Genomic DNA, 13,843 nt, shown 5'->3' on the forward strand with positions numbered 1-13,843 from the left:
TGCTCCGGTTAAAGGTTGACTTCATGATACCACGACAGAACTTCGAGGCAAGTGCATGATTTTTATTGCATTACGACGCTATCCAGAGGCGCCCCGGAGACCTTTGTCAGCGTAGTCGGCTGACCGCTCGAACGTAGGGCTTGCTCGCCGGGCTGACCGCGACGAGTTTGGCCAGCGCAGCGTTGGCCAACTCGCGCGACGGATAGTCGCCATAAATGACGCCGAGCCGGTCGCGGCCACTCAGACTGGAGCGATAAACGCGAAGCTGCTGCAGGTCAAGCGTTGCGGCATGCTTGTCAATGAAATCCAGCACTTCCTTCTCACTTGCGGCATCAACGACGAGCAACTGAATGAAAAAATGACTATCCGGAGTCTTTGCCAGCCAGGCAGCGCTGGCCGCGCTGCGCTCAGCCAGCGTCAAAGACGCTGGCGCACGCGGCAACTCGGAGTCTGGTGGCGAGGCCTCCGCAGCGGCGACCGAAAGCTCCGCCGTTGCGGCGCCGGACGCTGCGTCCAGCGGCAAGGCCGGCGCCGCAAGCGGTGCCTCGACGCCCTGTGCCGCGACCGCGGCGAGCGGCTGCACGGCGACCGGCAGCTCGGCAAGGGGAGCGCTGACCGGACTGCCAAGGCTGGCAAGGTGCCGCGTGCCGGCGAGATAAGCCACGACGGCCACCACGCAAAGACCTGCAGCGGCGCCTGCCCAGGCCCAGCCGATGCCAAAACGGCGCTTGAGGCGGCGGAACTCGACGTCGCGAATCGCCGCCCGGACCTGCCGCCGATCGACCTGATGCACGCCTTCCGAGAAAGCGGCGAGCAGGGCCTTGTCGGCAAGAATGTTGATGCGTCGGCTGAGCCCTTCGGAGGCCTTGCTGATCAGCTCGATGGCCCCTTTGGTGAAAGGATCCGGCCCCCGATAACCAGCCGCACGCAGGCGGAACAACAGATAAACCGAGACATCGCTGCGGCGCAGCGGTTCCAGCCTGAAATTGTGGGTGATGCGATCATTGAGTTGGCGCATGCTCGTTTGCCGCAAGCGGGAATCCAGCTCGGGCTGACCGAAGAGGACGATCTGTAGCAGTTTGTGGCGGTTGGACTCCAGATTGGAAAGCAGCCGAATCTCTTCCAGAGCCTCGGGAGGCATGGCATGCGCCTCGTCGATCAAGGCCACCACCTGGCGGCCGCTGCCGTAGATCTCCAGGAGACGCTCTTGAAGCGAGCGAAGCAGCAGATGGTTACGCCCCTCCGCAAGGGGAATGCGCAACTCCTCGGCAATGGCGAAGAGAATTTCGTCGCGCGAGAGCATCGGATTGGACAGATAGACCGTCTCGACGTTATCCGGAAGCTTCTCGAGCAACATCCGGCAGAGCATCGTTTTGCCGCTACCCACCTCGCCGCTGACCTTGACGATGCCTTCATCGTGAGTGATCGCGTAGATCAGGGCCTCGAGCGTCGCGCCGCGCTTGCCGCCGGCAAAAAAGAACTCGGTATGCGGCGTGATCCGAAACGGCGCTTGATGCAGGCCGAAATGTTCTAGATACATCAGAGTTCCCGCGCCGACGATTCCATGCGGTTGTAGAGCGTCGTGCGATGGATGCCGAGCAGGCGAGCAGCCTGACTGACATTGCCATGCGCCAGCTTCAGCGCGGCTTCGATATAGCCGCGTTCGGTGGCATTGAGCAAACCATCGAGACTGAAGGGCTGGCGTTGCCGCAAGCGCTGCATTGCCGCCGCGATGATGGCCTCGCCGTCGGCCTCCTCACCGCCAGTGGCGATACCCGTCGCAGCGGCCAGGGGCTCGTCAGGCACGTCAAGCTCGGCTTCCAGCGCAGCCACGTCGACCACCTGCCCCGAGTGCTTGCTGGCCAGACGAATGACGATGTTGCGCAGCTCGCGGACATTGCCGGGAAAACAGTAGTCGAGCCAGAGGCGGCTTGCCTCAGCGGAGAGACTGAACGGCAGTAGCTGCGCTTGCGCCGCGTACAGCTGCCGGAAGTGTTCGAGCAGGAGCAGCTTGTCGTCGCCCATCTCGCGCAATGGCGGAGCCACGATGGCGCACACCGACAGGCGGTGGTAGAGATCGGCCCGGAAATTGCCGGCCCGCACCTCCTTGCGCAAATCGCGGTTGGTGGCGGCAATGATGCGCGCCCGGCTGACGCGCGGCTGTGTTTCGCCGACCCGTTGATACTCGCCGTTTTCCAACACCCGCAGCAGCTTGGCTTGTAGTTCGAGCGCCAGTTCGCCAATCTCGTCCAGGAACAAGGTGCCCTCGGTGGCGTCTTCGAAGTAGCCCGCCTTGGTGGCGATAGCGCCGGTAAACGAGCCGCGCGCGTAGCCAAACAAGGTCGCTTCAACCAGGTTCGGCGAAATTGCAGCACAATTCAGCGCCAGGAACGGCTTCTCGCGGCGGCGCGTATCGTAATGCAGACCAGCGGAGGCGATGATTTCCTTGCCGCTCCCGGATTCGCCTTCGATCAGTACCGCGAAAGGCAGATCGGCATACTGGCGCAACTGCAAGCGCAGTTTGTCGATAGCCGGGCTGTGACCGATCAGCGGTGAGGCAGCCGCGCCCGGCGGGCGTTTCTCGACGAGGGCGCGAAACGTCAGCGCCCCCTGGAGAAGCTGCTGCAGATCAGCGGGGTTGCACGGCTTGGCCACGAAATCGGCCGCGCCAAGTGTCCGCGCGTGCCGTGCGTTGCCGTCCTCGCTTTGTCCGGAGAGGACAACGATGCGCATTTCCGGTGCGACCTTGAGCAGCTCCGAGATCAGCGCAAAACCCTCGTCCGGACGATGTCGCAGCGGCGGCAGACCGAGATCAAGCAGCGCCAGCTCCGGCGGCCTGCGCAACTGCCGAAGCAGCTGCAGGGCATGCGGGCGCGAATGGCTGGTGACCACTTGGAAGAGCGAACTTAGCGAAAAACTCAAGCTGTCACAGATCAGCGGGTCGTCGTCAACAATCAGCAGCAGGGGTTTTTCGGGCAAGGAGATTTCCGTCATGGGAAGAATGAAAAACGGGCCGTTGTTTCCGGATAGATTAACACGTCATTGTTTCCCAGATACACGGGCGCCAAGCAATTCACGCGGCTGATGCTGGGAGTCCGGTATAATCGGATTTTTTTGTCTCAGGATTCAACAGTGTCTGACGATAATCTGGTCGAAATCAAGGATCTTGATTTCGCCTACGACGATCGACCGATCCTCAAGGGGATCAGCATGCAGATCCCGCGCGGGAAGGTCGTCGCGATCATGGGCGGTTCCGGCTGCGGCAAGACCACTCTGCTGCGGCTGATTGGTGGGCAACTCAAGCCCAGCCGCGGCGAGGTGCTGGTCGACGGCCTGTCGGTACCCAAATTGCGCCATGACGAGCTCTACGATCTGCGCCGGCGCATGGGCATGCTTTTCCAGTTCGGCGCGCTGTTTACGGACATTTCGGTATTTGACAACGTCGCCTATCAGATGCGCGAGCACACCGATCTGCCCGAAGAACTGATCCGCGACCTGGTCCTCCTCAAGCTCAATGCCGTTGGCTTGCGTGGCGCCGATCAGCTGATGCCCGCCGAGCTCTCCGGCGGCATGGCCAGACGAGTAGCACTGGCACGGGCGATTTCGCTCGACCCAATGCTGATCATGTATGATGAGCCCTTTGCCGGACTCGATCCGATCTCCCTGGGAGTCATCGGACAACTGATTCGCAAGCTGAATGATGCGCTCGGCGCAACCTCGATCATGGTCACCCATGACATTCAGGAGTCGTTGCAGATCGTCGACTACATCTATTTCATGTCTGACGGAAAAGTGGTGGCGATGGGTACGCCCGACGAGATCCGCGCTTCGCAACATCCCTTTGTGCACCAGTTCGTTTTCGCGCAGGCGGACGGACCGGTCCCCTTCCACTATCCTGCCAAGCCTCTTGTTGAGGAGTTGCTTGGGAAAGCTGCCCCATGAGCGAGCCTAAACACGATGCTTGGAGTATGGCCGTGGCGATGGTAACCCACCTGGGACACCGCGTAACTTCGGCCCTCCAGCAGCTGGGCTTTGCTGCCCGTTTCTTTGTCGTGCTGCTGCTCTCGTCCGGACAGTCCTTCCGGCGTATACATCTGACCATCCGCGAACTCTATTTTTCCGGCTTCCAGTCGCTGCTGATCATCGTGGTTTCTGGTTTGTTCATTGGCATGGTGCTCGGCATGCAGGGCTACGAAACACTGCAGCGCTACGGCTCGGCCGACGCGCTTGGCGTTCTCGTAGCCTTGTCGCTGGTCCGGGAACTTGGCCCCGTGGTTGCTGGACTGCTCTTTGCTTCGCGGGCCGGCTCGGCGATCACGGCCGAAATCGGCCTGATGAAGGCAACCGAGCAGCTCACGGCAATGGACATGATGGCAGTCAACCCGATTGCCCGCGTCGTGGCCCCGCGTTTCTGGGGTGGCGTGATCTCGATGCCCTTACTGGCGGCGCTATTCTCGGTGGCAGGTATCTTCGGCGGCTACCTGATAGGGGTCGTCTTCATCGGCGTCGACGAAGGTGCTTTCTGGTCACAGATGGGGGCTTCGGTTGATTTTTACCATGACATCTGGAGTGGCATCATCAAGAGCTTTGTCTTCGGCATTGCGGTTTCGCTGATTGCCGTGTTCGAGGGCTACGATGCAGTACCGACAGCGGAAGGCGTTTCCAGCTCGATCAAGAGCACCGTCGTGCAGTCGGCACTGGCGATCCTGGCGCTCGACTTTGTATTAACCTCGTTCATGTTGCGGGAGGCTTGATGAGTCGCAAGTTACTCGACCTGTGGGTCGGAATTTTTGTTGCCATGGGACTGGCTGGCGTACTGTTCCTGGCGCTGAAGGTCGGCAACATCTCGGCTGGCAATTTCGCCGAAACATACCCGCTGACGGCCAAGTTTGCTAATATCGGCGGCCTGAAAGTCAGGGCGCCGGTAAAGAGCGCCGGCGTCGTCGTCGGCCGGGTGGCTGACATCCGCTTCGACGCCAAGGACTACGAAGCGGTGGTCACTTTCCACATCAACGAGAGCTATCGTTTTCCAAGAGATACTTTCGCCCTGATCCTGACTGCCGGTCTGCTCGGTGAGCAATACATCGGGCTCGATCCAGGCGGCGACGAAAAGATGCTGCAGGCCAACGACGTGATCACGAAAACGCAATCCGCAGTGGTACTGGAAAGCCTGATCAGTCAGTTCATGTTCAACAAGGCCTCCGAAGGTCCGACAGAATAACGGAAGGAAATCAGTGAAACCAACTTTTCCGCGCCGCCTTACCGCCTGTGCCTGCGCAGTGACGATCCTTGCTGCCAGCGGTTGCGCGACGGTAGATCAGGATCCGGCAGACCCCTTCGAGGGCTTCAACCGCGCCATGTTTGCCGTCAATGAAGGCCTGGACAAGGTTGCCATCAAGCCCGTAGCCCAAGGCTACGACGCGGTGACGCCGCTGCCGGTCAAAGTCGCGGTCGGCAATTTTTTCGGCAATATCTGGGACTCGTGGACGGCAATCAACAACCTCCTGCAGGGCAAGGGTGCTGACGCCCTTTCCGATGTTGGACGAGTGCTGATCAACAGTACCGTTGGTATCGGCGGCGTCTTTGACGTGGCCGGTGAAATGGGCTTGGTCAAACACACCGAAGAATTCGGCCAGACGCTCGGCACCTGGGGCGTTCCCAACGGCCCCTACTTCTACTGGCCCATCATCGGACCGCGTACGACACGGGACACCTTCGGTTGGCTGGTCGATACCTATTACGATCCGGTCTGGCGCGTCGACGACGTCGCGCTGCGCAACAGCCTGGTTGCGCTGCGCTACACAGACATAAGAGCGGGCTACCTGGCGGCTGACAAGGTGGTTGAAGAGGCGGCTTTCGACAAATACTCGTATATACGCGATGCCTACCTGCAGAATCGTCGCAGCTTGATATTCGACGGTGTCGACAGTCCCCCGCCACCACTTTCCTCTGACCATTGAGCAGCCGCGTCGGCTGCTGTAGACCATGCTGCGTCAAGCAGCAGTCCTTACTTGCACGGAAATATTCATGAGATCGCTACTGTCACTTTTCTTTTCTCTATTGCTGCTGACGGGCTCCGCGGTCGCACTGGAGCAATCACCGGATGCACTTGTGCAGCAGGTCACCGACGATGTATTGAACATCGTCCGTCAGGACAAGGACATTCAGAGCGGCGACACCGCCAAGGCCCTCAAACTGGTCGAAACAAAGGTGTTGCCGTATTTTGATTTCCGGCGCATGACGGCCCTTGCCGTCGGACGCAACTGGAGCAAGGCCACACCCGAGCAGCAGCAACGCCTGGCTGAAGAGTTCAAGAACCTGCTGGTACGCACCTATTCGAATGCCCTGACCTCGTTCAAGGACCAGAGCGTATCCTACCGGCCGAGCACCTTTGCAGCCGGCGCAACCGATGTCATTGTCAAGACCGAAGTCGTGCAACCGGGCAGCCAGTCGATCCCGCTCAATTACGCGCTCGAAAAGCAGGGCCGCGGATGGAAAGTCTACGATGTCATCGTCTCCGGTGTCAGCCTGGTTACCAATTACCGGGGTGCCTTCGCCCGCGAAGTCAGCAACAAGGGTATCGACGGGCTGATCCAGATGCTCGGCAATAGAAACACACAACTGGCAAACGCCAACAAATGATCGAGCAAGCGGAAGGCCGGCTGCGTGTCACCGCGCCGATGCTCATCGCCAACGCTCGTGCGCTGCTCGAAGCAGGCTACCCGCTGCTGAATTCCGGCGCACAAGCAGGCGAATTGCTGCTCGACCTTGCCGGCGTGACCGAGCTTGATTCCTCATCGCTGGGCACGCTTTTCGCGTGGCAGCGCAAGGCTGCCAAGTTCGGCGTCCAGCTGCGAATTGCCCATCCACCGGCGAGCATGATCAGCCTGGCAGAGCTATACGGCGTCTCCGAACTCCTCCCGCTCGCCTGAACGGACGACGCAGCTTCGACCCGATGCCCGATGCCATGAGCGTCGCAGTTTCCCTTTCTCAAGTCGAAAAGCGCTTTGGCAGCTTGCAGGCGCTTGCGGGCGTTTCGCTGCAGATTGCCGAAGGCGAGTTTTTCGGTCTCCTCGGCCCGAACGGCGCGGGTAAGACAACGCTGATTTCCTGCCTGGCCGGCCTCACCCGCCCGGATGCCGGCACCTTGAGCGTCATGGGCCACGATGTGCGCAGCGACTACCGCGAAGCGCGGCGAAGGCTGGGCGTGGTTCCGCAAGAACTCGTTTTCGACCCCTTCTTTTCGGTACGCGAAACGCTGCGGATTCAATCCGGCTATTTCGGAATACGCAAAAACGACGACTGGATTGACGAGATTCTCGCCAATCTTGATCTCACTGCCAAGGCCGACATCAACATGCGCCGCCTGTCCGGTGGCATGAAGCGGCGTGTCCTGGTCGCGCAGGCGCTGGTGCACAAGCCGCCAGTGTTGGTCCTCGACGAGCCGACCGCCGGCGTCGACGTCGAGTTGCGCCAGGGCCTGTGGCAATTCATTCGCCGTCTCAACCAGGACGGCCACACGATCATCCTGACGACGCACTATCTTGAGGAGGCAGAAGCTCTTTGCGGGCGAATCGCGATGCTCAAGCAGGGACAGGTCGTGGCCCTGGATACGACCCGCAACCTGCTGGCACGCTTCTCGGGTCAGACACTGAACCTCCGTCTGGCGGGCGGGCCAGCTTCGCTGCCGGCCGCGCTGCGCGCTCGCGCAAGCGAAAGTGAGCAAACCTGCTCCTTCCACCTGGCAAGCCTCGACGAACTCGAACCGCTATTGGCGACCCTGCGCGCGGCTGGCTGCGGCATTGACGACCTGCGACTGACGCAAGCCGACCTCGAGGACGTCTTTCTCGGCGTCATGCAGGACAGTGGTAGCGAACAGGACGCCGCAAGATGAGCAGTGGCTTCGTGACCTTGCTCTACAAGGAGCTTTTACGGTTCTGGAAAGTGAGTTTCCAGACCGTCGGTGCACCGGTACTGACCGCACTGCTCTACCTGATGATCTTCTCGCATGTGCTGGAGTCTCACGTGCAGGTGAACGGTGTGCCGTACGCTGCCTTTCTGATTCCCGGGCTGGTGATCATGTCAGCGCTGCAGAACGCTTTCGCCAACAGCTCGTCGAGTCTGATTCAGTCAAAAGTGACGGGTAGCGTCGTCTTCGTGCTTCTGCCACCGATTTCTTACGGCGAGTTTTTCCTGGCCTATGTTCTTGCCGCGATGCTGCGCGGCGTAGTGGTCGGCGGCGGCGTGCTGGCGGTAACCATGTGGTTCGCGCCCCTGACTTTCGTCGCTCCGCACTGGATTCTGCTGTTCATTGCTCTCGGCGGCGGGATCATGGGTACCTTGGGGATGATCGCCGGCATCTGGGCCGACAAGTTCGACCAGTTGGCGGGCTTTCAGAACTTCCTGATCATGCCTCTGACCATGCTCTCTGGCGTCTTTTACTCGCTTCATTCGCTGCCCGAATTCTGGCAACACGTTTCGCGTTTCAACCCCGTGTTCTATATCATCGACGGCTTTCGCTTCGGCTTTTTCGGCGTCTCGGACGTGCCGCCGGAAATTAGTCTGGCAGTCGTCACCGCAACTTTCCTGCTGGTGTCGGCGGCAACGCTGGCGCTCCTCAGGAGCGGCTACAAACTGAGGTCCTGAATCATGATGCACCCTGAACAAGTCCGCAAAATCATCGCCGAAGGCATCGCCTGCGAGCATCTCGAAGTCGCCGGTGATGGCCAGCATTTCGAAGCCCTGATCGTCAGCGGCGAGTTCGCCGGCAAGAGCCGCGTGCAAAGGCAGCAAGCAGTGAACGCAATACTACGTCAGCATTTCAACAGCGGCGCACTGCATGCACTGTCGATGAAGACGCAAACGCCTGCCGAATGGAGCGCGACGCGTGGATAAGTTGCTGATCGAGGGCGGCACGCCGCTGGCCGGCGAAATCGCCATTTCGGGAGCCAAGAACGCCGCCCTGCCGATTCTCTGCGCCAGCCTGCTGTCGTCCGAGCCGCTGCATCTGACCAACGTGCCGCGGCTGAAGGACATCTCGACGATGCTGCGCCTGCTCGAACAGATGGGCGTCGCTGTCGAAGACCTCGGCGCCGACGGGCTGGTCTTGAACAGCCGCGGGCTCAACAACCCGCTTGCCCCCTACGATATGGTCAAGACCATGCGTGCGTCGATCCTGGTCCTCGGCCCTCTGCTGGCGCGCCATGGTGAAGCGCGAGTGTCCTTGCCGGGCGGTTGCGCAATTGGTGCGCGGCCGGTCGAACAACACATCAAGGGCTTGCAGGCGATGGGTGCCGAAGTATTTGTCGAGCATGGCTACATCCAAGCCAGGGCGCGAGGCAAAGGTGGCCTCACCGGGGCGCGCATCGTCACTGACATGGTCACCGTCACCGGCACAGAAAACCTGATGATGGCGGCAGTCCTGGCCAAGGGCGAAACGATCATCGAGAATGCTGCTCGCGAACCGGAGGTGGTAGACCTGGCCAACTGCCTCGTTTCGATGGGTGCGCAGATCGCCGGCGCCGGCACCGCCAGGATTCGCATCCAGGGGGTCGAGCGCCTGCATGGCGCAAGGCATGCGATCATGGCCGATCGCATCGAGACCGGCACCTATCTTTGCGCGGCCGCGGCGACAGGTGGCAATATCCGGCTGACGAATACCGCGGCTGCCAATCTCGACGCCGTGATCGACAAGTTGTTTGACTCCGGCTGCGAACTGCTCATCGAGCGCACGGCGATCACGCTGCAGGCACCGCCACGGCTAAAGGCGGTGAGCATCCGCACTTCACCCTACCCGGCGTTTCCGACCGACATGCAGGCGCAGTTCATGGCCGTCAACTGTGTCGCCGAGGGATCGGCGGTTATCCGCGAGACGATCTTCGAGAATCGCTTCATGCACGCCGTCGAACTGATCCGCCTCGGGGCTGACATCAAGATCGATGCCAGCAACGCCATGGTCACCGGTGTCGACCATCTCGACGGGGCGACGGTAATGGCCACCGACCTGCGCGCCTCAGCCAGCCTGGTCATCGCTGGTCTGGTCGCACAGGGGGAAACCGTGATCGAGCGCATCTACCATCTCGACCGCGGCTACGAACGCATCGAGGAAAAGCTCGGCCAGCTTGGCGCACGCGTAAAAAGGATTCGCTGAGGAAGCAGGAGGGGAATGCCGGATGCCGTGCGCCTGCAACTAGGCGATGAACCGGCAAGCCGGCGAGCCCGTCGGCTTCCGGCGAAGGCGCGTCATCGAACTCTGTAACGGTTGCCGCAACACGGAAGACGGCTTGTCCGTTGACAAAAATCGCCTAACGGCCGGGCAGGACGCCTTCGATCAGTTCGAGATCGTTGTCCTGTGCGAAATGCAGCACGAATCTATAGGCCATGGGCTCCACTTCGTACAAGCCACCATCGACAAAAACAGCCTTTTCGCCTTTGTAGTTGCGCGGCCCGACGTACGGTGAATAGCGCATTCGTTTCTCGGCACCGAACGCCGAGAGAACGCCACACAAACGCTCGGCCCAGTCGCTTGGGCGGAACTTCTTGCCGGCGGTGGTCCGTCCGACGATGATGAAGGAGGAATGCGACGAAGTGGTCATGTCTTGGTGATGTCGTAACGAAGAGGAGCACCAACGACTCTCCGGGATTGTCGTCGAATGACTAAGGCGAAGCGCAACACCCGGATTCTACCAGAAAGGCGCCTGCTTGGCGGCTCGTGAAGAGCCTTGCTGGCCAATGTCAGGGTGATCAATGGCGCGGCCATGGACGACTGGCGGACAACTCGGGCCAGGCCAGTCCGGAATTTGTGGCGACGGCAATGATGGTGGGCGATAGTGGGTTCGAACCACTGACTTCCACCGTGTGAAGGTGGCACTCTACCACTGAGTTAATCGCCCGATGTTGTGCTACTGCAGGGACAGGCTGCTGTTAATACGCAGCGGCTGCAAGGCTGCCGAAAAATGACGCCGACAGACCGTGCCACCGAAAGACGCGCCATCCGGGAAGCGACCCCACAGAAGGCGGGATTAGATCATAAGTCGATAGTCGGGTCAATGTGGATAACGAGCTAGCAGCCCTGACGCATGACCCAGCCGAATCAGGCTCATTTGCCGGTAACGCCCGCTTTTGCGGTCGAGGCGGTCAAATTGCGGTTGGCTAGCGGCAAAGGACGGGTGGTGGAGTCAGCCAGGAGGATGCCGAAAGAATTTTTTGGACGGCGGTACGATCGCCAGGCGAGCCTTTCCGAACGCGGCGTACGCCGCGCTCGAGAGGATGTTTCGGGTACGCCTGTGTGAGGTCACTCAAGTTGAAGCAGGAATGGAGCGGCGAGGAGCGCGCGGATTCGTGCTGGGTCGAGCCAGGGGGCGGCGCAGGAGCTTCGAATGAAGGCGATGGCACCGCGCACGCCGAGTTGCTGATAGAGATCGCGTAGCTGTCGGGTGAAGCGTGCCAGGGTATTGAACACATGCGCCAGGCGCATGAGGAGGTGATAGCCTTTCATGGCATTCCAGTCGAGGGCAAAGGCATGCTCGTAGTGGTAGCCCTGATGTTTTTCGACGAGGAAGCCCGCTTCGATGCCCCAGCGGTGGCGGGCCCCGAGGTTGCAGCGCTCATGGACATTGTCTTGGCTGAGCGGTTGGCTGGAGAGCCAGGCGTGGCGCGATGTTTCGGTGACGGTCCTGGCCTGTTCATCGATCTTCTCCCAGCTTTCCTCACAGACCACCAGATTCAGCTTGAGACGCTGACGCCCGTTGGCAGCGAAGGCGTAGTCGATGTCGTTGACCCAGCTGAAGTGTTGTCGGCGTCTTCCCCAACCGCGCTGCACAACTTGTGGCTTCAGGGCGTGGAGCGCGCGGAACTCCTGCCAGACCGTGGACAAATCCTTGTCCTTGAGCACGATCATGAACTGCCAGTGGGCGCGCAAGCAGCGCCGCATCACCGGCCCGTTGGCGTAGAGGCCGTCGAGCAGGAGCAGGATCGGCAGGCGGGGGAACAGCGTCTTGAGCCGGTCGCTCAAGCGCACAAAGCCGCGCAGCTCGCAGTCCTGCTTTTGCGCTTCGGGTTCGCCCAGCGCGTGTTCGAGGAACTCGCTGAGCAGTGGGATGACCAGGCCGTTGTGGAAGGCAAAGCTGGCCTCGAGGACGTAGACGAAGTACTGGGTGTGACGGGTTTCGTCCTTGCCGACGGTACGTTGCAGGAGTTCCTCCGTCCAGAGGGTGTCGCCAGCGAGCTTCTGTGAGCCGTCGATGGCGATCGGATAGCAGTGGTCGATCAGATAGCGGCGAAAGTTCTTGCCGCGAATCAGCCGCCTCACCAGATCGACGTGGGCCTGTTCGAGCTGTTCAAGGTCAATGTCGCGCAACAGCCGAAACAGGGTGTCGGCGTGTGGCAGGGTATCGATCTCCGGGAACAGCAGGTGGAGGTTGGCCATGAACTGGGGACGGGATATTTCGCGGTTGGTCTCGCGCCGGGAGGAGAACTGAAAGACGAACATCAGCAAGCCGTAGAGCAGAAGCACGGTCAGCTTGTGCCGGCGCTTTTTGGGATCTCTCGGGTCGGGAATTTGTTCCAGTTGAGCGAGCAAGGCGGGCAGCTCTTTGCGCAGGAGGCGCATCTGTTTGCTCACGGCGTCCTCGCGGGCCTTTTGTTCCTCGTCGACGGTCGCGAAGGCCGAGCTTCTGTTGGGCAATGGAGCGGCTGAGTGGGGGACTTGTCCCGTTGCGCGCAGCTTCGCGTTCAGTACCTTCTCCTGCCGTTTCTTCTCTGAGCGCAGCTTCTTGATGGCCACGCGTGTCGGGCGACGGCAAGGTTTGCTCATGACCGCGGGCTCCCCGGCGCGGCACACAACGAGGCGCAAGCATCCGAGGTCAGCGCTTTGACCCACACCTGGCGGGGCGTGCTGTGATAGGACTGGCCAGGGCGGGCCAGCCCGCGCCCGCTGCTTGCCCCAAGCAACTGCCAACCGGCGGCACGGTAGCAGGTGCCGGCATAGTGACGCGGATCGACGAAGGTCTCCAGCAGCAGGGGCTCGAAGCCCCAGTGTTCGAGCCAGTCCGCGCGTGTGCGGCGCGCGAGTTGCCCGAGCACATGACTGGCCAGATGCGGCACCCGGACGTGCGGAAAGATCAGGAAGCGGCTGTTGTTCACCACCCGCGCCAGGTTCTCGCGGCGGGCCTGGGCCGTCCAGCCGATCCACTGATCGCGCACGGCCACCGCGCGGGCAGCACCGGACAGCAGGACGCAGCCCAGCCGCCGGTCGCCCGCCGTGATAAAGTAGCGCAGCCGGTAGCCGAAGGCCCCCTGGAAACCCAGCGGGTGCCAACGCGCCACCAGCGCATCCCACTGCGCCACCCGGGTCGCGTCGCGAACCACTTCCAGGGACACCGGCGCGAGCGCCGACAGGGCGCAGTGCACCGCCGGCTCGGCAACGGGGGCGACGGATGCCGAGGGCGGCGCGCAACGGCGCGGCGGCGAGGGCCTCAACGCAGGCAGTACCAGCAATCCGGCCGCCTGCAAACGCTCCAGGAAGTCCAGGCAGGCGCTGATCTTCGCCGTCCCCGTCAGGGTGGTCCAGCCCAGGTGCTCGCAGACCGTCGCCGCCAACTCCTTGCGTGCCAATCCCGGCAGCCACGCGACCGTCGCGCAGAGCTCGGCAATCTCCGTCGCGCTGAACACGCGACCACAGTGCACCCATTCCCCCGCACTCGTTGCAAGCATCGCAAAACCTCCGACTGAAGCGCAGATTGATTACGCTCCACCTATCCTGCCAGAAGTCCGCCCGGCTGTCTAGCCCTCTTGTGCGAAGGTTTTTTTTGCCTGCCCACCGCAACGCCTTGCCACTACTGGG

15 protein-coding genes and 1 tRNA gene are annotated in these 13,843 nt (G+C 61.3%); 10 read left to right on the plus strand and 6 right to left on the minus strand.

From position 1 onward, the window contains the following. Positions 1-106: 106 nt before the first annotated feature. Positions 107-1,540, minus strand: a complete 1,434-nt coding sequence (locus V5B40_RS16170) for an AAA family ATPase (RefSeq protein WP_332355439.1) — start codon at positions 1,538-1,540, stop codon at positions 107-109. After that, positions 1,540-2,994 carry a sigma-54-dependent transcriptional regulator gene (locus V5B40_RS16175; RefSeq protein ID WP_434735883.1) on the minus strand — a complete coding sequence of 485 codons (1,455 nt, stop codon included), beginning with the start codon at positions 2,992-2,994 and terminating at the stop codon, positions 1,540-1,542. Before V5B40_RS16175 ends, V5B40_RS16170 begins: the two co-directional genes overlap by 1 nt. 138 nt (positions 2,995-3,132) lie before the next feature. Here V5B40_RS16175 and V5B40_RS16180 point away from each other — a divergent pair, with 138 nt between their 5' ends. From V5B40_RS16180 to murA, 10 genes are all read left to right on the plus strand, one after another. After that, the gene (locus V5B40_RS16180; RefSeq protein ID WP_332355441.1) at positions 3,133-3,942 is read left to right on the plus strand and encodes an ABC transporter ATP-binding protein; all 810 of its coding nucleotides are present in this window, start codon (positions 3,133-3,135) and stop codon (positions 3,940-3,942) included. 26 nt (positions 3,943-3,968) lie between these two features. Beyond that, positions 3,969-4,754 carry a lipid asymmetry maintenance ABC transporter permease subunit MlaE gene (gene mlaE, locus V5B40_RS16185; protein WP_332355512.1) on the plus strand — a complete coding sequence of 262 codons (786 nt, stop codon included), beginning with the start codon at positions 3,969-3,971 and terminating at the stop codon, positions 4,752-4,754. Beyond that, positions 4,754-5,221, plus strand: coding sequence for an outer membrane lipid asymmetry maintenance protein MlaD (gene mlaD / locus V5B40_RS16190; RefSeq protein ID WP_332355442.1), 468 nt, complete (start codon positions 4,754-4,756; stop codon positions 5,219-5,221). The genes mlaE and mlaD overlap by 1 nt, the downstream gene beginning before the upstream one ends. Before the next feature lie 13 nt (positions 5,222-5,234). After that, positions 5,235-5,960 carry an MlaA family lipoprotein gene (locus V5B40_RS16195; protein WP_332355443.1) on the plus strand — a complete coding sequence of 242 codons (726 nt, stop codon included), beginning with the start codon at positions 5,235-5,237 and terminating at the stop codon, positions 5,958-5,960. A 67-nt stretch (positions 5,961-6,027) separates the two neighbouring features. Then, positions 6,028-6,642 carry an MlaC/ttg2D family ABC transporter substrate-binding protein gene (locus V5B40_RS16200; RefSeq protein ID WP_332355444.1) on the plus strand — a complete coding sequence of 205 codons (615 nt, stop codon included), beginning with the start codon at positions 6,028-6,030 and terminating at the stop codon, positions 6,640-6,642. Continuing rightward, entirely contained in the window at positions 6,639-6,932 is a 294-nt protein-coding gene (locus tag V5B40_RS16205) for an STAS domain-containing protein (protein ID WP_332355445.1), read from the plus strand. The genes V5B40_RS16200 and V5B40_RS16205 overlap by 4 nt, the downstream gene beginning before the upstream one ends. A 35-nt stretch (positions 6,933-6,967) precedes the next feature. Further along, positions 6,968-7,894 (plus strand): ABC transporter ATP-binding protein, encoded by a 927-nt coding sequence (locus tag V5B40_RS16210; protein ID WP_332355446.1) that lies wholly within the window; start codon positions 6,968-6,970, stop codon positions 7,892-7,894. Then, positions 7,891-8,646, plus strand: a complete 756-nt coding sequence (locus V5B40_RS16215; protein WP_332355447.1) for an ABC transporter permease — start codon at positions 7,891-7,893, stop codon at positions 8,644-8,646. The genes V5B40_RS16210 and V5B40_RS16215 overlap by 4 nt, the downstream gene beginning before the upstream one ends. A gap of 3 nt (positions 8,647-8,649) precedes the next feature. Then, positions 8,650-8,895 (plus strand): BolA family protein, encoded by a 246-nt coding sequence (locus V5B40_RS16220; RefSeq protein WP_332355448.1) that lies wholly within the window; start codon positions 8,650-8,652, stop codon positions 8,893-8,895. Beyond that, entirely contained in the window at positions 8,888-10,150 is a 1,263-nt protein-coding gene (gene murA, locus V5B40_RS16225) for a UDP-N-acetylglucosamine 1-carboxyvinyltransferase (protein ID WP_332355449.1), read from the plus strand. The genes V5B40_RS16220 and murA overlap by 8 nt, the downstream gene beginning before the upstream one ends. 154 nt (positions 10,151-10,304) lie before the next feature. Here the strand turns inward: murA and V5B40_RS16230 are convergent, their stop codons facing one another. The 4 genes from V5B40_RS16230 to V5B40_RS16245 all read right to left on the minus strand — a co-directional run bounded on the left by V5B40_RS16230 (position 10,305) and on the right by V5B40_RS16245 (position 13,713). Further along, on the minus strand, positions 10,305-10,595 hold the full coding sequence (locus V5B40_RS16230) for a DUF3579 domain-containing protein (RefSeq protein ID WP_169066212.1): 291 nt from the start codon (positions 10,593-10,595) through the stop codon (positions 10,305-10,307). A gap of 222 nt (positions 10,596-10,817) precedes the next feature. Further along, positions 10,818-10,892: transfer RNA gene (locus V5B40_RS16235), tRNA-Val, on the minus strand. A 401-nt stretch (positions 10,893-11,293) separates the two neighbouring features. Beyond that, the gene (locus V5B40_RS16240; protein WP_332352691.1) at positions 11,294-12,814 is read right to left on the minus strand and encodes a transposase family protein; all 1,521 of its coding nucleotides are present in this window, start codon (positions 12,812-12,814) and stop codon (positions 11,294-11,296) included. After that, complete coding sequence (locus tag V5B40_RS16245; RefSeq protein ID WP_332352692.1) at positions 12,811-13,713, minus strand: DUF4338 domain-containing protein; 903 nt, start codon at positions 13,711-13,713, stop codon at positions 12,811-12,813. The genes V5B40_RS16240 and V5B40_RS16245 overlap by 4 nt, the downstream gene beginning before the upstream one ends. Positions 13,714-13,843 lie beyond the last annotated feature (130 nt).

The organism is Candidatus Accumulibacter meliphilus (assembly GCF_036625345.1).
In the GTDB taxonomy this organism is placed as follows: domain Bacteria; phylum Pseudomonadota; class Gammaproteobacteria; order Burkholderiales; family Rhodocyclaceae; genus Accumulibacter; species Accumulibacter meliphilus.